At 64.3% G+C, this 20,466-nt stretch carries 25 protein-coding genes; 10 read left to right on the top strand and 15 right to left on the bottom strand.

What is annotated here, in order from left to right:
• Positions 1-123: 123 nt before the first annotated feature.
• The 6 genes from folE to ACI6S0_RS10265 all read left to right on the top strand — a co-directional run bounded on the left by folE (position 124) and on the right by ACI6S0_RS10265 (position 7,156).
• A complete protein-coding gene (gene folE, locus ACI6S0_RS10290; protein ID WP_017501203.1) occupies positions 124-732 on the top strand; it encodes a GTP cyclohydrolase I FolE in 609 nt (202 codons plus the stop codon).
• On the top strand, positions 729-1,589 hold the full coding sequence (locus tag ACI6S0_RS10285) for an SDR family oxidoreductase (RefSeq protein WP_434405735.1): 861 nt from the start codon (positions 729-731) through the stop codon (positions 1,587-1,589). The genes folE and ACI6S0_RS10285 overlap by 4 nt, the downstream gene beginning before the upstream one ends.
• 84 nt (positions 1,590-1,673) lie before the next feature.
• Complete coding sequence (locus ACI6S0_RS10280) at positions 1,674-2,450, top strand: enoyl-CoA hydratase-related protein (RefSeq protein ID WP_010335388.1); 777 nt, start codon at positions 1,674-1,676, stop codon at positions 2,448-2,450.
• Between the two features lie 337 nt (positions 2,451-2,787).
• Positions 2,788-5,166, top strand: a complete 2,379-nt coding sequence (locus ACI6S0_RS10275) for a TonB-dependent receptor (protein ID WP_434405734.1) — start codon at positions 2,788-2,790, stop codon at positions 5,164-5,166.
• On the top strand, positions 5,166-6,407 hold the full coding sequence (locus tag ACI6S0_RS10270) for a dipeptidase (protein ID WP_434405733.1): 1,242 nt from the start codon (positions 5,166-5,168) through the stop codon (positions 6,405-6,407). Before ACI6S0_RS10275 ends, ACI6S0_RS10270 begins: the two co-directional genes overlap by 1 nt.
• 119 nt (positions 6,408-6,526) lie before the next feature.
• Positions 6,527-7,156: a class I SAM-dependent methyltransferase gene (locus tag ACI6S0_RS10265; RefSeq protein ID WP_004212060.1), complete on the top strand. Its 630-nt coding sequence runs from the start codon at positions 6,527-6,529 to the stop codon at positions 7,154-7,156.
• A gap of 54 nt (positions 7,157-7,210) precedes the next feature.
• Here ACI6S0_RS10265 and ACI6S0_RS10260 read toward each other — a convergent pair whose 3' ends face one another.
• Positions 7,211-7,843, bottom strand: coding sequence for an RcnB family protein (locus ACI6S0_RS10260; RefSeq protein ID WP_279728533.1), 633 nt, complete (start codon positions 7,841-7,843; stop codon positions 7,211-7,213).
• Between the two features lie 159 nt (positions 7,844-8,002).
• Between ACI6S0_RS10260 and ACI6S0_RS10255 the strand changes: the two genes are divergently transcribed.
• Both ACI6S0_RS10255 and ACI6S0_RS10250 read left to right on the top strand, forming a co-directional pair.
• Positions 8,003-8,935 (top strand): ABC transporter ATP-binding protein, encoded by a 933-nt coding sequence (locus ACI6S0_RS10255; protein ID WP_037507883.1) that lies wholly within the window; start codon positions 8,003-8,005, stop codon positions 8,933-8,935.
• Complete coding sequence (locus ACI6S0_RS10250; RefSeq protein ID WP_434405732.1) at positions 8,932-9,702, top strand: ABC transporter permease; 771 nt, start codon at positions 8,932-8,934, stop codon at positions 9,700-9,702. The genes ACI6S0_RS10255 and ACI6S0_RS10250 overlap by 4 nt, the downstream gene beginning before the upstream one ends.
• Before the next feature lie 66 nt (positions 9,703-9,768).
• Here ACI6S0_RS10250 and ACI6S0_RS10245 read toward each other — a convergent pair whose 3' ends face one another.
• The 5 genes from ACI6S0_RS10245 to ACI6S0_RS10225 all read right to left on the bottom strand — a co-directional run bounded on the left by ACI6S0_RS10245 (position 9,769) and on the right by ACI6S0_RS10225 (position 13,279).
• Positions 9,769-10,089: a hypothetical protein gene (locus tag ACI6S0_RS10245; protein WP_214864506.1), complete on the bottom strand. Its 321-nt coding sequence runs from the start codon at positions 10,087-10,089 to the stop codon at positions 9,769-9,771.
• Positions 10,090-10,202: 113 nt separating this feature from the next.
• Positions 10,203-11,513: an MATE family efflux transporter gene (locus ACI6S0_RS10240; RefSeq protein ID WP_434405927.1), complete on the bottom strand. Its 1,311-nt coding sequence runs from the start codon at positions 11,511-11,513 to the stop codon at positions 10,203-10,205.
• 119 nt (positions 11,514-11,632) lie between these two features.
• Entirely contained in the window at positions 11,633-12,562 is a 930-nt protein-coding gene (locus tag ACI6S0_RS10235; RefSeq protein ID WP_017501195.1) for a DUF808 domain-containing protein, read from the bottom strand.
• 118 nt (positions 12,563-12,680) lie between these two features.
• Positions 12,681-12,923: a hypothetical protein gene (locus tag ACI6S0_RS10230; protein WP_010335396.1), complete on the bottom strand. Its 243-nt coding sequence runs from the start codon at positions 12,921-12,923 to the stop codon at positions 12,681-12,683.
• Complete coding sequence (locus tag ACI6S0_RS10225; protein WP_434405731.1) at positions 12,920-13,279, bottom strand: hypothetical protein; 360 nt, start codon at positions 13,277-13,279, stop codon at positions 12,920-12,922. The genes ACI6S0_RS10230 and ACI6S0_RS10225 overlap by 4 nt, the downstream gene beginning before the upstream one ends.
• A gap of 106 nt (positions 13,280-13,385) precedes the next feature.
• On the opposite strand from ACI6S0_RS10225, the gene ACI6S0_RS10220 reads away from it, so the two are divergent.
• A complete protein-coding gene (locus ACI6S0_RS10220; protein WP_434405730.1) occupies positions 13,386-13,655 on the top strand; it encodes a plasmid stabilization protein in 270 nt (89 codons plus the stop codon).
• A 2-nt stretch (positions 13,656-13,657) separates the two neighbouring features.
• On the opposite strand, the gene ACI6S0_RS10215 is transcribed toward ACI6S0_RS10220, so the two are convergent.
• From ACI6S0_RS10215 to rpsF, 4 genes are all read right to left on the bottom strand, one after another.
• Positions 13,658-13,831 (bottom strand): hypothetical protein, encoded by a 174-nt coding sequence (locus ACI6S0_RS10215; protein WP_180275804.1) that lies wholly within the window; start codon positions 13,829-13,831, stop codon positions 13,658-13,660.
• Positions 13,832-14,018: 187 nt separating this feature from the next.
• Positions 14,019-14,615, bottom strand: coding sequence for a 50S ribosomal protein L9 (gene rplI / locus ACI6S0_RS10210; protein WP_004212072.1), 597 nt, complete (start codon positions 14,613-14,615; stop codon positions 14,019-14,021).
• A 13-nt stretch (positions 14,616-14,628) separates the two neighbouring features.
• The gene (rpsR, locus tag ACI6S0_RS10205; RefSeq protein ID WP_004212076.1) at positions 14,629-14,853 is read right to left on the bottom strand and encodes a 30S ribosomal protein S18; all 225 of its coding nucleotides are present in this window, start codon (positions 14,851-14,853) and stop codon (positions 14,629-14,631) included.
• Between the two features lie 13 nt (positions 14,854-14,866).
• Positions 14,867-15,271, bottom strand: a complete 405-nt coding sequence (gene rpsF, locus ACI6S0_RS10200) for a 30S ribosomal protein S6 (RefSeq protein ID WP_004212077.1) — start codon at positions 15,269-15,271, stop codon at positions 14,867-14,869.
• A 246-nt stretch (positions 15,272-15,517) separates the two neighbouring features.
• Here rpsF and ACI6S0_RS10195 point away from each other — a divergent pair, with 246 nt between their 5' ends.
• A complete protein-coding gene (locus ACI6S0_RS10195) occupies positions 15,518-16,921 on the top strand; it encodes a GntP family permease (protein WP_434405729.1) in 1,404 nt (467 codons plus the stop codon).
• 55 nt (positions 16,922-16,976) lie between these two features.
• Here the strand turns inward: ACI6S0_RS10195 and ACI6S0_RS10190 are convergent, their stop codons facing one another.
• From ACI6S0_RS10190 to ACI6S0_RS10170, 5 genes are all read right to left on the bottom strand, one after another.
• Positions 16,977-17,330, bottom strand: a complete 354-nt coding sequence (locus ACI6S0_RS10190) for an RcnB family protein (protein WP_010335400.1) — start codon at positions 17,328-17,330, stop codon at positions 16,977-16,979.
• Between the two features lie 177 nt (positions 17,331-17,507).
• On the bottom strand, positions 17,508-18,224 hold the full coding sequence (locus ACI6S0_RS10185) for a CPBP family intramembrane glutamic endopeptidase, BDIM_20840 family (protein ID WP_434405728.1): 717 nt from the start codon (positions 18,222-18,224) through the stop codon (positions 17,508-17,510).
• A gap of 25 nt (positions 18,225-18,249) precedes the next feature.
• Positions 18,250-18,426 (bottom strand): hypothetical protein, encoded by a 177-nt coding sequence (locus ACI6S0_RS10180; protein WP_434405727.1) that lies wholly within the window; start codon positions 18,424-18,426, stop codon positions 18,250-18,252.
• 110 nt (positions 18,427-18,536) lie between these two features.
• A complete protein-coding gene (locus tag ACI6S0_RS10175; RefSeq protein ID WP_004212085.1) occupies positions 18,537-19,742 on the bottom strand; it encodes an ABC transporter permease in 1,206 nt (401 codons plus the stop codon).
• Positions 19,742-20,464, bottom strand: coding sequence for an ABC transporter ATP-binding protein (locus ACI6S0_RS10170; RefSeq protein WP_004212086.1), 723 nt, complete (start codon positions 20,462-20,464; stop codon positions 19,742-19,744). The genes ACI6S0_RS10175 and ACI6S0_RS10170 overlap by 1 nt, the downstream gene beginning before the upstream one ends.
• Between the last annotated feature and the right edge of the window lie 2 nt (positions 20,465-20,466).

Raw genomic sequence — 20,466 nt, 5'->3', positions numbered from 1 at the left:
CGTTCCCGTTAGACTGTGATTTGCCACCACAGCGATGTTGTGTCCAGCCGGGGCAAAAGGGCTGGTCAGATGGGCACGCAGTCGCCATATGCCGGGGCCAACAATTATGGAGTGGCCCAGTTCATGGCATATGATCCCGATGCGGAAACCGTAGGCGAAGGCTCGAAGGAGCCGGTCCCGGCCGAAGTGTCGGAGGCGATCCGCACCCTCATCCGCTGGTCGGGCGACATGCCCGAGCGCGAAGGGCTGATGGAAACGCCCGAGCGGGTGGCCCGCGCCTGGCGCGAATATTGCCGCGGCTATAATGATGATCCGGCCTATCATCTCTCGCGCATCTTTCATGAGGTGGGCGGCTATGACGATGTCGTGCTGCTGAAGGACATTCCGTTCCAGTCGCATTGCGAACATCATATGGCGCCGATCGTCGGGCGCGCGCACATCGCCTATCTGCCCGGCGATTATGTGGTCGGCATTTCCAAGCTGGCCCGCGTGCTGCACGCCTATGCCAACCGGCTGCAGGTGCAGGAACGGCTGACCTCTGAAGTCGCCAACTGCATCTGGGAAAATCTCAAGCCCCAGGGCGTCGCCGTGGTGATCGAGGCGACCCATGGCTGCATGACCGGCCGCGGCGTGCGCACCCCCAATGTCATCATGAAGACCAGCCGCATGCTCGGCGTCTTCCGCGACGATGAAAAGTCGCGCGAGGAAGTGCTGAAGCTCATCGCCTCGTGAATGATGTGACCGGAGAGGCGGAGGGCGCCGAGCCCGCCTATCGCCCGATCGGTGGCGCCAAGAAGGATGCCGGGCCGACCGGCCCCTTGCCGCTGGCCTCGCGTCGGCTGGCGCTGGTGACTGGCGGTCATCGCCGGCTGGGCGGCATCATTTCCGCGGCGCTGGCGCAGGCCGGCTATTCGCTCGCCATCCATGGCAGTCATGACACGCGGCTTGATTCCCATCTGGCGATTGCGCTGGAGGAAAATGGCGCCGAGTGGGAAGGGTTCGTCGTCGACTTCGCCGATCCCGAAGCGGCCGAGGAACTGGTTGCACAGGTCGCCGAACGCTTCGGCCGGCCGCCCGACCTGCTGGTCAATAGCGCTGCAATCTTCGGCCAGGACCGGATCGACAGCGTCACCGCCGATGATCTGATGCGCCATTATGCGGTCAATTGCGCCGCGCCCGCGATGCTGACCAAGGCGTTCGCGACCGTTCCGGCCGGGACCGGCGATCGCTGCATCGTCAACATTCTCGACCAGCGGATCGACCACCCCCATGGCGACCAGCTGGCCTATACGCTGTCCAAGCTGGCGCTCGCCGGCCTGACGAAGACGGCGGCCAGCAGCCTGGCGCCGCAGGTGCGGGTCAATGCAGTGGCGCCGGGCCTTACCATCGCGACGCCCGATTATGATGCGGATCAGATGGCGCGGCTGGAGCAGCTGATGCCGCTCGGCCGCCTGCCGCAGGCGGAGCAGATCGCGCAGGCGGTGCTTTATCTCGCCGGCGCGACGGCGGTGACGGGCCAGACCCTCTATGTCGATGGCGGCGCCCATATGCGCAGCTATGATCAGGATTTCATGCATCTTTGCCGATAGGATCGGCAAAATCGCCGCTCTGCAAAGGCTGGCGATCCGTTTTTGGCCGACATAGATCGGCGCTGACAGCTTAGGGAGACGGCAATGGCATATGAAACGATCCTGGTGGAACAGCAGGGCGCGGTGACGCTCATCACGCTCAACCGGCCGCAGGCGCTCAATGCGCTCAACAGCCAGGTGCTCGCGGATCTGGGCGCGGCCTTTGCCGCCTATGATGCCGACCCGACCCAGCATTGTGCGGTGCTGACCGGCAGCGAAAAGGCCTTTGCCGCCGGCGCCGACATCAAGGAAATGGTCGACAAGGAAGCGGCCGACTTCTTCCTGCAGGATTTCTTCTCCGACTGGCAGACCAAGGTCGTCGCCACCCGCAAGCCGTGGATCGCGGCGGTCGCCGGCTTCGCGCTGGGTGGTGGCTGTGAACTGGCGATGATGGCGGACTTCATCCTGGCGGCCGACACCGCCAAGTTTGGTCAGCCCGAGGTGAAGCTGGGCGTGGCGCCGGGTATGGGCGGGTCGCAGCGGCTGACCCGCGCCGTCGGCAAGGCCAAGGCGATGGAAATGTGCCTGACCGGCCGGATGATGGGCGCCGAGGAGGCCGAGCGCGCTGGCCTGGTCGCGCGGATCGTGCCGGCGGCCGAGTTGCTGGACGACGCGCTCAAGACCGCCGCCGCGATCGCGGCGATGCCGCCGATGGCGGCGATGGTGAACAAGGAAATGGTCAATATCGCGTTCGAGACCAACCTGGCCCAGGGCATTTTGACCGAGCGCCGCCTGTTCCAGATCCTGACTGCGACGCAAGACAAGAAGGAAGGCATGACCGCCTTCGTCGAGAAGCGTCCGGGCGTCTGGAAGGGGCGCTGAGGGATCCTTCTTCGAAAAGAAGAGGGCATGCAATTTCTTGATCCTCCCCGGGCCAGGCCTGGGGAGGATTTTTTGTGCGCCTGTGCGAGGGAACGGGCATTGATTGCGAAATCTCAATGCTTTGAGGGGCCTCGTTGCGCTTGAGAAATCATCATAAGCGCGTGGTGGATTTTCCCGAAGGGCTCGTTTCAGATGACAAATGGATGACATGATCTGCGCTCGCCCGAAGGGACGATCGACAGGGCAGGGTCCGGGGAGGAACGGCGCGATAGCCCGAAGGGGCGGGCGCTCCTGATTGGCGCGAACTGCCCTTTTTCAGGGCCTACAGGGAGCCTCTATGCCTTCGATTTCGTCTGTTCGTCGCGTGTCTCGCGCTGCGCTGCTGCTTGCCTGCTGCGCGGGTGCCTTATCCACTGCCGCCTGGGCGCAGGAGGCCGCTCCAACGGACGAAAATGACAGCATCACGGTGACCGGTCGTCGTATCTCGCAATCGTCGGAAGCGATTGGCGAAGACAAGATCAACAATGTCGTCGCCGTCACGCGCGAGGCGCTGCTGTCGGCGCCGTCGGGCATTTCGGGCCTGAAGATGCTGGAGCAGTTGCCCGGCTTCAACGTCCAGACCGACGGTGCGCTGGGCCTCTATGAATTTGGCAACAGCGTCCAGACCCGCGCCTTCAACCTCGACCAGATCGGTTTCGTGGTCGACGGCATCCCGACCGGCCGCAGCGACGCCTTCGGTGGCAGTCCTGTCTTCCGCTATGTCGACAATGAAAATCTGGGCGTGGTGGAAGCATCCGTCGGCGCCGCCGATGTCGGCCTGCCCAGCTATTCCAGCCTCGGTCCGGTGGTGCAGTATAACAGCATCGCCCCGCAGGAGGAGATGGGCCTGTTCGTGTCGCAGAGCTTTGGCGACAATAATATGAAGCGCACCTTCATCCGCGCCAGCACTGGCCGGGTTGGCCCGTTCAAGGCCTATGTCAGCCGCACCAAGCTGGACAGCGACCTGTGGCGCGGTCCCGGTTCGGTCGACCGCGAACATTGGGAAGGCCAGATCCATGCCGATCTGGGCGGCGACAGTTGGGCGCGCTTCAAGTTCGTGTCGAACGACTTCTTCGACTATGACTCGCCGACGATCACCCGCGCCCAGTATAATTGCACCGCCACCAGCGTGGTCGGCGCCTGCGGCCGCGATTTCGCCTATATCGAAAATGTGCCCAACACCACGACCGGCTTCGCGCCGACGGCGGCGGGCGTCTATTATTCCAATTCCAACTACACCAATGTCTACAACCTCGCGATCAACGTGCGGAAGGACAAGCTCTATGGCGGCACCTTCCACTTGGGTATCGCCGACGGCGTGTGGGCGGAATCGACCCTCTATTATGAGGACAAGAATGGCTATGGCGTCTCGCCCGACAGCTATTCCAACTCGCTGACCCGCTACACGGCGCAGGCGGCTGCCGGTCTGGACGTGACCGCGCCAAAGGGCGTGCAATATGGCCGATCGGGCGTCGGCGGCGATCGCTATGGCGTGACCACCAAGCTGCATTGGGAAAGCGGCAACAATGTCGTGGAAGGCGGCATCTGGGCCGAAGTCGACAAATATCACCGCACCCAGGCGCGCTACAACACGATGGATGGCGCCCCCGATGGCGAGCCCAATCTGGACGAACTGGTCTATCTGCGCCGCGACTATCGGTCCAAGCGCGACACGCTGCAGATATTCCTGAAGGACACGCTCAAGCTGATGGATGACCGGCTGGTTCTGGATGCCGGTTTCAAGGGGCTGATGCTGGACTACAGCCTCGGCGGCTATCGCGATTTCGACGACTATTATCGCGTCGTGGGTGGCACGGCGGTCGCAGGCTGGGGGCCGCAGTATAACACGGCCCATTATCGCGACATGTTCCTGCCGATGGCCGGCCTGCTGTTCAAGATCAACGAACGCAGCCAGATATTCGCCTCCTATGCCGAGACGATGGCGCTGCCCAAGGGCATGGACGATATCTATGCCGTGACGCGTACCGGCACGTCGGCGCTGGTGCCCCAGCCCAAGGCAGAACGCGCGCAGAATATGGAAATCGGCTTCCGCACCAACCAGGGGCAGCTCTACGCCTCGATCGCGGGCTATTACACCAAGTTCAAGAACCGCATCCAGTCGATCACCACTTTCCAGGAAGGCGGTGGCAGCACCACCGAAACCTTCTACCAGAATGTCGGCCGGGTCGAATCCTATGGCGTGGAGGCCAGCGGTACCTACAAGCCGGCCTTCCTCAACGGCCTGGCCTATGCCAACGCCAACGTCACCTATAACAACGCCAAGTTCCAGGACGATATCGTCGCGTCGGTCACCTATGCGACCTCCGGCAAATATATCCCCGACAGCGCCAAGTGGATCGTCAGCGGTGGCGTCACGATCGAGCCGGCAAGCTGGCTGGTCGCCAACATCAGCGGCAAATATACGTCGAAGCGCTGGTCGACCTTCACCAACACGGCAGGCTCCAGCGTGCCGGCCTACACCGTGTTCAGCGGCTATGTGGATATTGGCGACGGCTGGAGCTTCGGCCCGGTGAAGAGCATCAAGGCGCGCTTCAACGTCGACAATATCTTCGACAAGGACACGCTGTCCTACATCTCCTCCTCGGTCACGGGCGACGGTGCCTTCCGGCCGCTGTCCCCACGCACCTTCCAGTTCACCATTTCGGGCGAAATCTGATGCGGAATGCTTATCTGATGGGGGCAGCGCTGGTCGCGCTGCTCCCGATTGCGGCGCAGGCCCAGCCAAAATCCGCGTCCGGGGGCGTGTCGAAACAAGTGTATCAGCTGCACCAGAAGCTGATCACGCTCGACAGCCATCTCGATACGCCGGCATCGCTCGACCTGCCCGACTGGTCGATCGATGAGGAGCATGGCGTCCATAGCGACTATACCCAGGTCGATCTGCCGCGAATGAAGAAGGGCGGCCTGGATGGCGGCTTCTGGGCGATCTACACCGGGCAGGGGCCACTGACGATCGAGGGCTTCCGCAAGGCGCGCGATTTCGCGTTGTTGCGTGGCATGTCGATCCGATCGATGGTCGCGGCCGACCCCGACAATTTCACGCTGGCGCTGGAGGCGAAGGACGCCGCGCCGATCGCCGCGGCGGGCAAGCGCATCGTCTATATGTCGATCGAGAATGCCTATCCGCTCGGCGAGGATGTCTCGCTGATCAAGACATTCTACGACATGGGCGTGCGGGTGTCGGGCTTTGCCCATTTCGCGCATAACCAGTTCGCCGACAGCTCGACCGATCCGTCGAAGAAACCGCGCTATGGCGGCCTCAGTCCGCTCGGCAAGGAATTGTTGAAGGAGATGAACCGGCTCGGCATCGTGCCCGACGCCTCGCACAGCTCAGACCAGGTGCTGGACGATCTGTTGGCGCTGTCGACCACGCCGGTGCTGCTGACCCATTCGGGCTGCAAGGCCGTCTATGACCATCCGCGCAATATCGATGACGATCATCTGAAGGCGCTGGCGGCCAAGGGCGGCGTGATCCAGATGAATGCCTATGGCGCCTATCTGCGCGCGTCCAAGCCCAATCCGGAACGGCAGAAGGCGCTGATGGCGCTCTACAGCCAGATGCGGGAGGATGCCAAGATTTCGCCCGAGGCGCGGGCCGCGATGCTCGCCAAGCGGCAGGAGATCGACCGGCTCTATCCCGACACCGACCGACCGACCTTCGACGATTTCATGGCGCATATGCTGCATGCGCTGAAGGTCGTCGGCCCCGATCATGTCGGCATCGGCCTCGATTGGGACGGTGGCGGCGGCGTCGTGGGCATGGAGGATGTGGTCGATCTGCCCAAGATCACCGATGCGCTGCTGAAGGCCGGCTATAGCGAGGCTGACGTACAGAAAATCTGGTCCGGCAATGTGTTGCGCGTGCTGGCCGCGGCCGAAGCGGGCAAGCAGAAATAAGGGCTTGTGCCGGACCGGCCGTTGCTGGTCCGGCATGAAATCTTGTTAAGCCAATCGACGGGGGCGTTCCGGCCCGCTAAGGGGAGTCGGCACCAGAAAGGAGCGGTCGCATTTCGCCCATGCAGCACAAGCCGAAGCGCAGCCGGGCAATCGCCCTGCCGAACAGCGAGTTTCGCGCCCGCGCCACCGAATATCTCGATTTCCTCGCCGCCTGGGTGAAGAAGCCCCGGCAGACCGCCTCTGTCGTGCCCAGCAGTCGCTATCTGGCGCGGCTGATGGTGGCCGACATCGATCCGCAGGGCGGCCGCGTGCTGGAACTGGGCGGGGGCACCGGCGTCTTCACCCGCGCCATCCTGGAGACCGGCCTGCCGGCCGACCGGCTGGAGGTGGTGGAGATCAACCCCGCCTTCGCGCGCGGACTGCGGCGTCATTTCCCCCATGTCTCGATCCTGGAGACGCCGGCGCAGATTGTCTCGGTCGCCGCCGCCGGTGGCCCCGGCGACTATCAGACCGTGGTCAGCGGCCTGCCGCTGCTGGCGATGGACCGCGCGATGCACATCGACATATTGTCGGAAGCCTTCCGCATGCTGAAGCCGGGCGGTAGCCTGGTGCAGTTCACCTATTCGACGCGACCGCCGGTCAGCCGTGCGGTGCTGGACCAGCTGGGCCTGGAGGTCGTCCGCGCCGGCCATACGGTGCGCAATTTCCCGCCAGCGACGGTCTTCCGCTTCACCCGACGGGGCGAATAGTCGGGACAAGAGAAAAGGGCCGCATCGGATGATGCGGCCCTTCCTGTTTCTGCCTCAGTAGAAGGCGCCATAGACGACATCGACCACGCGGCGCGACCGGACCTCGACCAGCAGCAGGTCGGGGCCATAGCGGATCCAGCGATAGCCATAGGGCGGCGCGCCCAGGCCCAGGCGCCAATAGTCGTTGTAATAATAATAGCTGGAGAAGAAGACCGCCGGCAGGAACAGGCCGACCGTCCAGCGCCGATAGCGATAGCCATGGGGATAGCGGAAGGCCGGGCCGGGGATCGGCCGGAAATTGGGCGGACGGCCGGCGCCGGGGCGATGCGGCTGGCCTGGCCGTGGTGGCTGGACGCCGGGACCACCGGGACGCGGCGGCTGGGGCGAAGGGCCACCCGGTCGGGGCGGTTGAACTGCTGGTCCACCTGGCTGGCCCGGACCGGGCGAAGGCTGTCCGGGGCGGGGCGGTTGCGGGCGAGAGGCACCGGGCCGGGACGGCTGTGTCGATGGACCGCCGGGGCGGGAAGGCTGCACTGATCCGCCGGGGCGTGAGGGGGCGGGGGCAGGGCGCGTGGACGGAGATGGTCGAGCGCCGCCGCCTGATGGTGGTCGGCCGCCCTGCTGGGCGATGGCGATATCGGGAACGACGATCAACGCGATCGACAGATAGAGAATTGCCTTTTTCATAGCCTTCTCCACATGGTGGGGCGTCAAGCCTATGCCCGCGCATCACCGGCTTCAATCTTTTTCCAATATGTTGCCCGGCTTCGCTATTTGCCGCGCTGCCGGTTGCATGGCGCGGTCCGCCTCCTATCTTGCCGACACAAGGAAAGGGGGCGCTGCCGCATGGCATCCATCATCGAAATCAAGGGCCTGACGAAAAGCTATGCGTCGGGCTTTCAGGCGCTCAAGGGCGTCGACCTGAATATCGAGGAGGGCGAGATTTTCGCGCTGCTCGGCCCCAATGGCGCGGGCAAGACGACGATGATCTCGATCATCTGCGCCAATGTCCGCCCCTCTGGCGGCACCGTGACGGTCGCCGGCCATGACATCATCCGCGACTATCGCGGCGCGCGCGCTGCGATCGGACTGGTGCCGCAGGAGCTCAATACCGATCAGTTCGAGCGGGTGATCGACACCGTCACCTTCAGTCGTGGCCTGTTCGGCAAGCCGCGCAACGATGCCTATGTCGAGAAGGTGCTGCGCGACCTGTCGCTATGGGACAAGCGCCACAACAAGATCCGCGAGCTTTCCGGCGGCATGAAGCGCCGGGTGATGATCGCCAAGGCGCTGAGTCATGAGCCGCGCGTCCTGTTCCTCGACGAGCCGACCGCCGGCGTCGACGTGGAACTGCGCCGGGACATGTGGAAGCTGATCGGCGAACTGCGCCAGACCGGCGTCACCATCATCCTCACCACCCATTATATCGAGGAGGCCGAGGAAATGGCCGACCGGGTGGGCGTCATCAACCATGGTCAGTTGATGCTGGTCGAGGACAAGACCGCGCTGATGGAGAAGCTGGGCAAGAAGACGCTGTCGATCATGCTGGCCGAGCCGATCGAGGCGCTGCCGCCCGAACTGGCCGACTGGGATGTGGCGCTGAAGGCGCAGGGGCAGGAGATCGAATATCTGTTCGACACCCGCGCTGAACGCACCGGCGTCTCCTCGCTGCTGCGCAAGCTGGGCGATCTCGGTATCGGCTACAAGGATCTCAACACGCGGCAGAGCAGCCTGGAGGATATTTTCGTGAGCCTGGTCCATCAGGAGAAAGCGGCATGAACGGCCCCAATCTGCGCGCGGTCGCCGCCATCTACAAGTTCGAGCTGCACCGGTTCCGGCGCACCTGGCTGACCGGCCTGCTGGTGCCGGTCATCACCACCTCTCTCTATTTCATCGTGTTTGGCGGGGCGATCGGCTCGCGCATGACGCAGATTGACGGCATTCCCTATGCCGCCTTCATCGTGCCGGGCCTCATCATGATGTCGATGTTCACGGAGAGCATCTTCAACGCCAGCTTCGGCATCTACATGCCCAAGTTCACCGGCACCATCTATGAATTGCTGTCGGCGCCGGTGTCGGCGATGGAGACGGTGATCGCCTATGTCGGGGCGGCGGCGACCAAGGCGTTGATCGTCGGCTTCATCATCTTTGCCACGGCCCATCTGTTCGTCGACCTGCCGGTCGCCCATCCCTTCGCCATGGTCGGCTTCATGCTGTTGATCGCGGTGAGCTTCTGCCTGTTCGGCTTCATCCTGGGCATATGGGCGCAGGGGTTCGAGCAGTTGCAGGTGATCCCGCTGCTGATCATCACGCCGATGACCTTCCTGGGCGGCGCCTTCTACTCGATCCACATGCTGGCCGAGCCATGGCGTACCATCACCCTGTTCAACCCGATCGTCTATCTGATCTCGGGCTTCCGCTGGACCTTCTTTGGCAGGGGCGATGTCGGGATCGAGTTCAGCCTGTTGTTCGTGGGCGGCATGCTGGCGGTATGCCTCGGCATCATCGCCTGGGTGTTCCGCACCGGCTATCGGCTCAAGAAGTAACGAAAAAAGAAAAGGGCGGCCATTGGCCGCCCTTCTTCATTCCGGTCGATGCGATGCCAGTGCCGATCAGGCGGCGGCGCTCTGCGGATCGACCGCGAACAGGGTCACGCCCTTATATTTGTCGTCGCTCTGGTCATAGAGGCCGTGCATCGCCTCGAAGGTCTCGTCCAGTATCTCGACGTCGCTCAGGCCCGCCAGCTTGAACGTGCCCAGCTTCAGCTCACGCGGCGGGCGGCCGTCGCGGTCCGTGGTCACGGCGTCCATGAACATCTCGTCATGGCGCGTGTAGAGGATGTGCGGGGCCAGCGTGACGACCATCTTGTTATAGGTCGCCTTGAGGCACTTCTGAAGCGCGATCGCTTCGAAGATAGGGGTCGGAGAGTCCATGATGGGCCGCCCATATCAAGAAACACGGCCCCGTTTCAATTGCTTTGTGCGTCGCACCATGTGCCTACCGTGCAACCGGCCGGATTTTCACGACGAATTGTGCGGCCGTTTTCCTAGCGCAGAACCAGGCCCAGCCGGTCGCGCAGCGACCAGCGCGCGATCAGCAGGATCGCCACCGTGCCGAGGCCTGCAGCCAGGCCGAACCAGATGCCCACGCCATGCAGACCCATCGGGAAAGCGAGCAGGGCGCCGACGCCGATACCGATGATCCAGTAGCCGAAAAGGGCGAAGATCATCGGCACCTTGGTATCCTGGATGCCGCGCAGCACGCCGGCGCCGACGGCCTGGGCAGCGTCGACCAACTGGAATAGCGCGGCGACCGCCAGGAAGCTGACCGCCAGATTGGCGGTGGCGAGATTGGCCGGATCATGGACGTCGAGGAAGATCGACACCAGCGGTCGCGGGATCAGGACCAGCATCAGGGCGGCCGCCATGGCAAAACCGGTGCCGACGATCAGCGCGAGCCAGCCAGCCCGGCCGATCGCGGCGGGATCGGCCCGGCCATAGGCGACGCCGACGCGCACGGTCGCGGCCTGGCCGATGCCCATCGGCACCATGAACACCAGCGAGGCGATCTGGATCGCCACGGCATGGGCGGCGAGCGATTCCCGGTCGATCAGCCCCATCAGGAAGGCCGAGGCATTGAACACGGTGACTTCCAGCCCCAGCGTGATCGCGATCGGTAGGCCCAGCGTCCACACCGCCCGCTGCCGGTCGCGGTCACGCGTCCAGAAGCGGCCCATCAGCCGATAACGGCGGAAGCGGCGATCGACCAGGATGACGGTCAGCAGGCCCAGGAACAGGAAGGTGGAAGAGAGGGTGCTGGCGATGCCGGTGCCCAGCAGGCCGAGCGCGGGCAGGCCCAGATGGCCGAAGATCAGCGCCCAGCCGACCAGCACGTTGAACGGGATGGCGAGCAGCATGATGATGAGGCCCCAGAGCGGGCGCTCCAGTGCCGAGATGAAGTTGCGCAGCGTGGTGAAGCAGAGGAAGGGCAGCAGCGCCCATTGCATGCCGCGCATCAGATGGCCGGCTTCGCGCGCCAGGTCTGGCTCCTGCCCCATGGCGCGCAATATCGCCTCGCAATGCCACAGGATCAGCCAGGCCGGCAGCACGAAGAAGGCGGCGGCGCGCAGCGTCTGGTGGACCGTGCGGCGCACGTCGCGCACCGAATGGTGGCGACGGCCGCGTTCGCTGGCAATCAGCGGCGCGGCGGCGGTGACGAGGCCAAGGCCGAAGATCAGCAGCGCGTTGAAGAGATTGATCGCCAGCGCCCCGGCGGCGACAGCTTCCGCGCCCAGCCGGCCCACGAGCAGCAGATCGGTCGCGGCGATCCCCGACCAGGCGACATTGCCCGCGATCATGGGAATGGCGAGCGTGACGAGCGCGCGCGCCTCGATGCGCCAGGGGGAAAATTGGGTCACTTGGAAAGTCCGGAGCGAGGGAAGCGCCGGCAAAGGCGCGGGCGCTCCCCTTAATCGCCTCAGTGCTTCTTGAACAGATGCAGCACGGCAACGATGATGCCGCCGATCACCAGGCCGACAATGCCCGCGCCAATCGCGTTCACCAGCCAGTCGACCACCGGACCGATCGCGGGCACGGCATGGGCTGCACCCTCGGCCAGATGATGGATCGTGCCGGGGATCAGATCCCAATGAAATTCGTGCAGGCCATGGACGATCAGGCCGCCGCCGACCCACAGCATCGCCGCCGTGCCGACCACGCCCAGCACGCTCATCACGACCGGCATCGCCTTCACCAGGCCGCGGCCGATGGCGCGCGTCGCCGCGCCGCTGCGCTGGGCGAGGTGCAGGCCGATATCGTCCATCTTCACGATGAAGCCGACCACACCATAGACGCCGGCCGTGATCGCAATGGCGACGACGACCAGGATGATCGCCTGTTCCCAGATCGGTTCGCTGGCGACAGTGCCGAGCGCAATCGCCATGATCTCGCCCGACAGGATGAAGTCGGTGCGGATCGCGCTGGAGACCTTCTGGTCCTCCAGTTCCTTGGAGGTCAGGGTTGCGGCGGCATCCGCCACCTCGTCATGGCCGCCCTGGATCGCCTCCAGCAGCTTTTCCGCCGCCTCGAAGCAGAGGAAGGCGCCGCCCAGCATCAGCAGCGGCGGCAGCAGCCAGGGCGCAAAGGCGCTGAGCGCCAGTGCCGCCGGCAGCAGGAACAGCAATTTGTTGCGCAGCGATCCGCGCGCGATCTTCCAGATGATCGGCAGTTCGCGGTCGGGCGACAGGCCCATGACATAATTGGGCGTCACGGCAGTATCGTCGATGACGACGCCGGCGGCCTTGGTGCCAGCCTTGCCGGCGGCAGCGGCGACATCGTCCAGCGACGTGGCCGCCATCTTGGCGATACCGGCAACATCGTCGAGCAGCGCGATCAGACCCGAAGGCATGGTTGAATAATTCCCCTGTTGAAACGAATGGATATCATCCGTGCGCGCTTCTTAATGCGCGGGCAGGGTGGGGGCAATGGAGCGATGATTGCCGGCTCGTGACCGGGTGTCGGCGATATCAGTAATTGCCGGGCGGATCGCTGGCGGGGAAGGACTCGTCGGACTGTTCATCGACCATGTCCCAATCGCTGTCGTCCGCCTGCGGTCCGGCGTCGCGGACGATGCCGGACGAGCCGACCGGGCCGCGATCATCCAGATCATTGCCGGCGGCGCCATCATCCTTGCCGGCCCGTTCCTTCAGGCTCTTCCAGGCAACGGCGCCAAGGCCGGTCAGAAAGGCCAGCTTCAACAATCCCTTCATGGTGTCTCCTTCGGCCCACTGTGGAGATGGACCCACTTGGCGGCGTCCTGGTCGATAGCATCGGGCGATAGGCGAATTTCGCCCTCTTCGTCCGCGCTGCCGGCATGATCTTCGTCGGCGCCGGTCATGCCGGGCGGAAAGATGGTCCAGCGCTGTTGCAGAGCGGTATCGATCATCGCCTGCCAGGCGGTCACGTCGCCCGTCTCGCGCATGGCGGGATCGGGCTCCTTGAGCATCGCCAATATGCTGGCGGCATCCTCGACCCAATAGGGCCAGTTATGCGTTGCCCCGGCGGCGAGATGCCGGGCGAGGCGCTCAAGCAGGGTGCGTTGCTCCATGATGTCCGGAACGTTCATGGCGACTCTCCGTTCCTCATTTTCTAGCCATGCAACTTAATGGTAATTTTCGGGAAATGCCTCTCGGTATTTGAACCGATATGGGACGAAAAAAAAGGAGGCAGACATGCCCAGAGGCGACAAGGATCGTTACACTGGCAAGCAGAAGCGCAAGGCCGCGCATATCGCGCAAAGCTATGAAGAGCGTGGCGTTTCGCATGACGAGGCGGAGGCGCGGGCCTGGGCGACCGTGAACAAGGATTCGGGCGGGGGCAACCTGTCGGGATCGGGGCGGGGCAAGCCCGACAGCCATGCCGCCGAACGGCGCAAGGCGGCCGATCGATCAGCCGCGGCGAAGAAGGGGTGGGAAACGCGCTGTCGCCGGGCGCAGGGCTGACATCAGGGCGAGAAGATATCGCCGTTGCTGAAATGGGCGGCGAGATGATCGATCCAGGCGCGCACCAGCGGCGGCAGCCCGGTACGGGTGGTGAAGACGAGGTGGACGATCCCCTCCTGCGCCTGCCATTCCGGGAACGACAGCGCCAGGGCGCCCGAGCGCGACGATCTGGACATGGCCCTTGGGATAGAGCGTCAGTAAATCGGGCAATATGGCCGTCACGGCGATGCGGCACCGGTCATAGACCGACAGGCCAAGCTCGGTGACCTGGAACCGGCGCGATGAGCGTCCGATCAACCGTCCAAGACAACAAAAAAGCCGCCCGGTGACGGGCGGCTTTCTCGTTTGTCAGAGCGAAGAGGCTCAGGCTTCTTCGGCCGGGGCTTCTTCCGCCTCGACGGCGATTTCGCCCGGCTCGGCGTTCGGATCGTAATCCTCGGTGAAGCCGGCTTCGTCCTTCTCGAACAGGTCGGCCATCACGTCGACGCCCTGCGCCTGCAGTTCGGCTTCTTCCGGCGAGCGGGCAACGTTCACCGTGATGGTGACGGCCACTTCCGGGTGCAGCGCGACCTTGACGTCGAAGACGCCCAGGGTCTTGATCGGACGCTCCAGCACGACCATCGCCTTGGAGACGTTGGTCACGCCATCGGCGTGCAGCGCGTCGACGACGTCACGGACGGCGACCGAGCCGTACAGGTGGCCGGCGTTCGACGACTGGCGGATCAGGACGATCTGCTTGCCGTTGACGCCTTCGGCAGCCTTTTCGGCGTCCGAACGACGAGCGGCGTTGTCGGCTTCGATCTTCGCGCGGTTGGCTTCGAACACGGCCTTGTTGGCGGCGTTCGAACGAAGAGCCTTCTTGTTGGGCAGCAGGAAGTTACGAGCGTAACCATCCTTCACGGTGACGACGTCGCCGATCGCGCCCAGCTTTTCGATGCGCTCAAGGAGAATGATTTCCATGGGTCTTTCTCCCTTACTTCACGATGTAGGGCAGCAGGCCCAGGTGACGGGCGCGCTTGATGGCCTGGGCCAGCTCACGCTGCTTCTTGGCGGACACCGCGGTGATGCGGCTGGGGACGATCTTGCCGCGCTCGGACACGAAGCCCTGCAGCAGACGGACGTCCTTGTAATCGATCTTCGGCGCATCCTTGGCGGCGAAGGGGCAGCTCTTGCGGCGGCGGAAAAACGGGCGTGCCATGTTTCAGATCTCCTTATTCGGCAGCCGGGGCTTCTTCGCGCTCACGGCGCGGGCCACGGTCACCACGGGGGGCACGGTCGCCGCGTTCGGCGCGTTCCTGCTTGCGCATCATCACCGACGGACCGGCTTCCAGCTCTTCGACCTTGATGGTCATGTAGCGGATGATGTCTTCGTTGATCTGGGTCTGACGCTCCAGCTCGGCAATCACGTTGCCCGGTGCGTCGATGTTCAGCATGACGTAGTGCGCCTTGCGGTTCTTGGCGATCTTGTATGCGAGCGAACGCAGGCCCCAGGTCTCGACCTTGGTCACCTTGCCTTCATTTTCCTCGACGATCTTGGTGGCGGTTTCCGCCAGAGCGTCCACCTGCGCCTGTGCCAGATCCTGGCGCGCAAGGAACACATGCTCGTAAAGAGCCATGGGTATTGCCTCATCTGTTGGCCGATCGCTGACGCCCACCCCATGTGGAACGCCCCTCCGGCTGTCGTCTCAAGCATTCGAAATCGTCCGACGTCCGAATCCGGGGCCGAGCGAAGGCGCGCCTATGACGGAAAAGCGGAGGAAAGGCAAGCGGCATCGGTGCAGCCATGGGCGGCAGCGGCCATGCTTGCAGTCAGGTTTCACCTGTCTCTATCCTGCCCTTCAGAAAAAGAGAAGGAGAGACGGATGGCGGTCGCGATCGCGGCACTGGCGCTGATCTTGCTGATGCTGGCGGCCTATCGCGGCATGAGCGTCATATTGATGGCGCCCTTGCTCGCCATGCTGGCGGTGTTCCTGACCGATCCGGCGGCGGTCCCCACCGCCTTTTCCGGCCTGTTCATGGACAAGGTCGCCACTTTCCTGAAACTCTATTTCCCCGTCTTCCTGCTCGGCGCGCTGTTCGGCAAGCTGGTCGAGATATCGGGCTTTTCCCGCGCGATCGTGACGGCCGTGATCGGTTTCGTTGGCGCGGGCCGGGCGATCCCGGCGATCATGATCGTGACGGCGCTGCTGACCTATGGCGGCGTGTCCGTGTTCGTCGCGGTGTTCGCCGTCTATCCCTTCGCCGCCGAGATGTTTCGCCGCGCCGATATTCCCAAGCGGCTGGTGCCCGCCACGATCGGCCTTGGCGCGCTGACCTTCACCATGGATGCGCTGCCCGGCACGCCGCAGATCCAGAATGTCATTCCCGCCAGCTTCTTTGGCACCACCGCCTGGGCGGCGCCGGTGCTGGGCGTGATCGGATCGGTGGTGATCGCGGCGGCGGGCCTTGCCTATCTCAACTGGCGGCGCCGGGCGATGGCGGCCGCGGGGGAGGGCTATGGCGCACCCGAAACGCTGGTCAACGAACCCGATCGGCAGGAAGAGGCGGTCGCCATCCACCCGCTGGTCGCCCTGCTTCCGCTGCTGGTGGTGGGGCTGGGCAATCTGGCGCTGACGCTGCTGATCCCGCGCATCACCGGCGGGGCGGAAGAGGTGCGCATTCGGCTAGCGGGGCTGCCCGATCCGGTGACAGCGAAAGTGACACAGCAAGCGGCGCTGTGGGCGGTGGAGGGCGCGCTGCTGATGGGCATTGCCACCATCCTGATCTTCGCTTTCCCGGTCGTGGCGCGGCGCTTTGCGGAAGGATCGAAGGCGGCGGTCGGTGGCGCCTTGCTGGCGGGGATGAACACGGCGGTCGAATATGGCTTTGGCGGGGTGATCGCGGCGCTGCCCGGCTTCCTGGTCGTCAAGGACGCGCTGAAGGCGGTGCCCAACCCGCTGATCAACGAAGCCATTACGGTGACGACGCTGGCCGGCATCACCGGATCGGCGTCGGGCGGGCTTTCGATTGCGCTGGCGGCGATGGTGGACCAGTTCGTGGCGGCGGGCGATGCCGCGGGTATACCGCGCGAAGTGCTGCACCGGATCGCGTCGATGGCATCGGGGGGCATGGACAGCCTGCCCCACAATGGCGCGGTCATTACCCTGCTGGCGGTGACGGGCCTCACCCATCGCCAGGCCTATAAGGACATATTCGCGCTGACGCTCATCAAGACGATGACCGTCTTCGTCGTGATCGCCGTCTATTATCTGACCGGGCTGGTCTGAACGCGAAGACGCCCCGGAGCGGTGGCTCCAGGGCGCTTTTCAGGAAGTGGGGCGCTTAGCGGATGGCGCCGGCGACGACCGCGCCGATGATCCCGCTGGTGATCGCGACCAGCACCGCGTCATTGCCCGAGCGGACCCAGTGGTAACCGCGCGGCGGGGCCGACAGGCGATAGCCGCGATAATTGTCGACGACCCGGTAATTGGTCGCATAGCGGCGATCGAAGCGCTGGCCCTTGGCCCAGTGGCGATCGTTGCGCACGACCGTCTTCTTCTGGACGACGGTGCGGTGCGGACCTTCCTTCACGACCCGGACGGTCTCGCGATGGGGCGCGGCCTGGGCCTGGGCGGTGACGATCGGGCTGGCGGCAACGGCGGTGGCGGTCAGGGCCAGGATGATCTTCTTGAACATGTCTTCACTCCTCTTGTTTCAATCGAGGGCGCCGCTTCCGGCGTCGAAGACAGGGATAGGCCGCGCTTGTCGCAAGCCTGTCCCAAGGGTGGGGCAGTTTTGTCGGAAATTGTATCAAAACCCGATTTAAGCTGAATATCGGTTCATAAATTGCGCTTTTTCAATGCCTTGCTCGACTCACAGCATCAGCGAGATGGCATTGCCGAAATTGTGCAGCAGGATCGGCAGCAGCAGGCTGCCGGTGCGCAGGCGCAGCCAGACGGCCAGCAGCGAGGGGATGGCGGTAAGCGCCATCACCATCGGGTCAAAGCTGAAATGGCCGCCCGAATAGCCGAACGCGTGGGCCAGGCCGAACAGGCCGCAGGAGAGCAGGACGCCCCAGCCCCAGTCGACGCCCAGGAAGTGGACCCGCCGGGTGAAGGCGCGATCGAGCGCGAAGAGCAGGATGCCGCGATAAAAGGGTTCTTCCTCCAGCCCCGGCATGGTGAGCTGGAAGGCGATTTCCTCTGCGCTGCTCGGATCGTCGGGGAAATAGAGGGCGAGCGCCGTGAAGAAGGCGCAATAGAGGAGAGCCACGGGCAGGGCAGCGGTCAGGCTGCCGCGCGCCTGCCGGAGGGTAAGGCCGACCCGCTTCCAGCCGAAGGCCGGCAGGGCTGCGACCAGCAGCGTGAGGGCAAGGGCCAGCAGCTTGCCCTGCCAGTTCCAGCCGGCGGCGGGGATGAGATCGGGGATATGGCGATAGGCGCGGGTCAGCAGCGCGTCATTGGCGGCGACCAGGGCGGCGGCAACCAGCAGCCAGCCGGGCCGAAAGCCGCGCCGATCGATCAGGCCGATCGCGCCGCCAACAGCCAGCAGCAGCGCCAGCGTCCCGAGCAGGCCGATGACGCCGTTCATGCGCGCCGCTCCGGCGCGGGGCGGTTCAGTTGGTGGAAGCGGGCAGGGGCGTGGCGGTGACGGTCATGCGGGCGAGCAGAATGGGATGATCCTTGCCCTCCAGCAATTGCGCCGTCTGTGGTGCCTGCGCGTCGGCAAAGGGGGTGAGGCTGAACCCGAGCAGCAGTGCAGCGCTGATGAGGCTGGCGGCGATCATCTTCATGGAGGCATTCCTTCCATAGCGCCGGAGCGGCGCCATGGCAGGAGGGATTAGGCAGAAGATGTCGCAGCATTATCCCGGATAACCGCCCTTTTGTCGGAAAATGTATCAGTCTATTCGTGCCGCAGCGCGTCGATCGGGTTCAGGCTGGCCGCCCGGCGCGCCGGGAAATAGCCGAACACCACGCCGATCGCCGCCGAGAAGAGGAAGGCGATCAGATTGACCTGCGGATCGAAGGTGAAGGGCACCTTCATCAGCGGCGCGATGCCGACCGATGCGATGAGGGCAATGACCAGGCCGATCAGGCCGCCCATGCAGGACAGCACGATCGCCTCCACCAGGAACTGCATCAGCACTTCGCGCGCGACCGCGCCAATGGCGAGGCGGATGCCGATCTCGCGGGTGCGCTCCGTCACTGACACCAGCATGATGTTCATGATGCCGATGCCGCCGACCAGCAGCGAGATGGCGGCGACCGCCGCGACGATCTGGGTCAGGATGGTGGTGGTGCCGGTCAGCGTGTCGCTGATCTGCTTGGTGTCGAAGACGTTGAAATTATCCTCCGCGCCCGCCTTGATCTTGCGGCGCTCGCGCATCAGCTGCTCCAGACTGTCCTGCACGGTCGCGCTGTCATAGGCGTCGTCGACCGCGACCATGATCTGGCTGATGTCGCGATCGCCGGTGAAGCGGCGCTGGACGAACTTGATCGGCATGACGACGACATCGTCCTGGTCGCCAAAGCCGCCCTGGCCGCGAGTTGCAAGCACGCCAACGACCTGACAGCTGACGCCCTTGATCCGCATCCGCTTGCCGATCGGGTCATTGCCCTGGAACAGGTTGGTGCGCACCGTGTTGCCGATGATGCAGACCGATTTGCCGGCCTCTTCCTCGTCCGGCATGAACAGCCGGCCTTCCGACACATTCCAGGACTGGACCTGCGAATAGGCGGAGGTCGTGCCATAGACGGTGGTCGACCAGTTATTGCCTTCATAGATGGCGGTGCCGCTCGACTGGACCACCGGCGCGACGGCGCGCACGCCGGTCAGCTGGTTCTCGATCGCGGTCAGGTCCGCTTCCTTGAAATTCGGCGGGCGCGGCCCGCCGCCGCCACGGCCGAAGCCCTGGCCGGGGCGCAGTTGCAGCACATTGGCGCCCAGCGAGCTGATCTGTTCGCGCACAGCGGCGGTCGCGCCATTGCCCAGTGTCACCATGGTGACGACGGCGGCGACGCCGATGATGATGCCGAGCGTCGTGAGGAAGCTGCGCATCTTGTGCCGGTTGATCGCCCGGAAGGCGAGGATGACAGTGGTGCCCAGCATCAGCCCACGGCTCCCTTCTGCGGTCCGCCCTGGCCCTTGTCGACCCGCTCCACCAGCCCATCCTTGAAATGGACGATGGTATGGGCAAATTCGGCCATGTCGGGTTCGTGCGTCACCATCAACACAGTGATGCCGCTATTCTGGTTGAGGTCGGTCAGCAATTGCATGATCTCCACCGACCGTTCGGAATCGAGATTGCCGGTCGGTTCGTCCGCCAGCAGCACGTCGGGCTGGGTGACGATGGCACGGGCGATCGCGACGCGCTGTTGCTGGCCGCCCGACAGTTCCGCCGGGGTATGGTCCCACCAGTCCTTGAGGCCCACCTTGTCGAGCGCGGCCATGCCCATCTCGTAACGGGTCTTCTTGTCCTCGCCGCGATAGAGCAGGGGCAGCTCGACATTCTCCAGCGCGCTGGTGCGGGCGAGCAGGTTGAAGCCCTGGAACACGAAGCCGAGATAGCGGCGGCGCAGCAGCGCGCGCTGGTCGCGGTCCAGCGTCTCGACATGGCGGCCCTTGAACAGGAACTGCCCGCCCGATGGCACGTCGAGGCAGCCCAATATGTTCATCGTCGTCGACTTGCCCGAGCCCGAAGGCCCCATGACGGCGACGAAATCGCCCTGCTCGATGTCGAGGTCTATGCCCTTCAAGGCCTGAAAGGCGGTGGGGCCGCTGCCGAAGATCTTGGTGATCCCCCGCAGCGAGATGATGGGATCGGCGGCCATTG

This window comes from Sphingobium sp. DN12, from assembly GCF_051058005.1.
GTDB lineage: Bacteria > Pseudomonadota > Alphaproteobacteria > Sphingomonadales > Sphingomonadaceae > Sphingobium > Sphingobium yanoikuyae.
This window is presented reverse-complemented; position numbering and strand designations above follow the sequence as displayed.

Bases quoted from the DNA above. Each gene is read 5' to 3' on its own strand.
- ACI6S0_RS10175 (WP_004212085.1), bottom strand. From the start codon at position 19,742: ATGCTGGGCACCACTGTCATCCTCGCCTTCCGGGCGATCAACCGGCAC.
- ACI6S0_RS10240 (WP_434405927.1), bottom strand. From the start codon at position 11,513: ATGATCGCGGGCAATGTCGCCTGGTCGGGGATCGCCGCGACCGATCTG.
- ACI6S0_RS10180 (WP_434405727.1), bottom strand. From the start codon at position 18,426: ATGAAGATGATCGCCGCCAGCCTCATCAGCGCTGCACTGCTGCTCGGG.
- ACI6S0_RS10190 (WP_010335400.1), bottom strand. From the start codon at position 17,330: ATGTTCAAGAAGATCATCCTGGCCCTGACCGCCACCGCCGTTGCCGCC.
- ACI6S0_RS10170 (WP_004212086.1), bottom strand. From the start codon at position 20,464: ATGGCCGCCGATCCCATCATCTCGCTGCGGGGGATCACCAAGATCTTC.
- ACI6S0_RS10275 (WP_434405734.1), top strand. From the start codon at position 2,788: ATGCCTTCGATTTCGTCTGTTCGTCGCGTGTCTCGCGCTGCGCTGCTG.
- ACI6S0_RS10195 (WP_434405729.1), top strand. From the start codon at position 15,518: ATGGCGGTCGCGATCGCGGCACTGGCGCTGATCTTGCTGATGCTGGCG.
- ACI6S0_RS10245 (WP_214864506.1), bottom strand. From the start codon at position 10,089: ATGGACTCTCCGACCCCTATCTTCGAAGCGATCGCGCTTCAGAAGTGC.
- ACI6S0_RS10255 (WP_037507883.1), top strand. From the start codon at position 8,003: ATGGCATCCATCATCGAAATCAAGGGCCTGACGAAAAGCTATGCGTCG.
- ACI6S0_RS10230 (WP_010335396.1), bottom strand. From the start codon at position 12,923: ATGAAGGGATTGTTGAAGCTGGCCTTTCTGACCGGCCTTGGCGCCGTT.
- ACI6S0_RS10215 (WP_180275804.1), bottom strand. From the start codon at position 13,831: ATGTCCAGATCGTCGCGCTCGGGCGCCCTGGCGCTGTCGTTCCCGGAA.
- folE (WP_017501203.1), top strand. From the start codon at position 124: ATGGCATATGATCCCGATGCGGAAACCGTAGGCGAAGGCTCGAAGGAG.
- ACI6S0_RS10260 (WP_279728533.1), bottom strand. From the start codon at position 7,843: ATGAAAAAGGCAATTCTCTATCTGTCGATCGCGTTGATCGTCGTTCCC.
- ACI6S0_RS10270 (WP_434405733.1), top strand. From the start codon at position 5,166: ATGCGGAATGCTTATCTGATGGGGGCAGCGCTGGTCGCGCTGCTCCCG.
- ACI6S0_RS10235 (WP_017501195.1), bottom strand. From the start codon at position 12,562: ATGCCTTCGGGTCTGATCGCGCTGCTCGACGATGTTGCCGGTATCGCC.
- ACI6S0_RS10225 (WP_434405731.1), bottom strand. From the start codon at position 13,279: ATGAACGTTCCGGACATCATGGAGCAACGCACCCTGCTTGAGCGCCTC.
- ACI6S0_RS10220 (WP_434405730.1), top strand. From the start codon at position 13,386: ATGCCCAGAGGCGACAAGGATCGTTACACTGGCAAGCAGAAGCGCAAG.
- ACI6S0_RS10250 (WP_434405732.1), top strand. From the start codon at position 8,932: ATGAACGGCCCCAATCTGCGCGCGGTCGCCGCCATCTACAAGTTCGAG.
- ACI6S0_RS10185 (WP_434405728.1), bottom strand. From the start codon at position 18,224: ATGAACGGCGTCATCGGCCTGCTCGGGACGCTGGCGCTGCTGCTGGCT.
- rpsF (WP_004212077.1), bottom strand. From the start codon at position 15,271: ATGGCTCTTTACGAGCATGTGTTCCTTGCGCGCCAGGATCTGGCACAG.
- rpsR (WP_004212076.1), bottom strand. From the start codon at position 14,853: ATGGCACGCCCGTTTTTCCGCCGCCGCAAGAGCTGCCCCTTCGCCGCC.
- ACI6S0_RS10280 (WP_010335388.1), top strand. From the start codon at position 1,674: ATGGCATATGAAACGATCCTGGTGGAACAGCAGGGCGCGGTGACGCTC.
- ACI6S0_RS10265 (WP_004212060.1), top strand. From the start codon at position 6,527: ATGCAGCACAAGCCGAAGCGCAGCCGGGCAATCGCCCTGCCGAACAGC.
- rplI (WP_004212072.1), bottom strand. From the start codon at position 14,615: ATGGAAATCATTCTCCTTGAGCGCATCGAAAAGCTGGGCGCGATCGGC.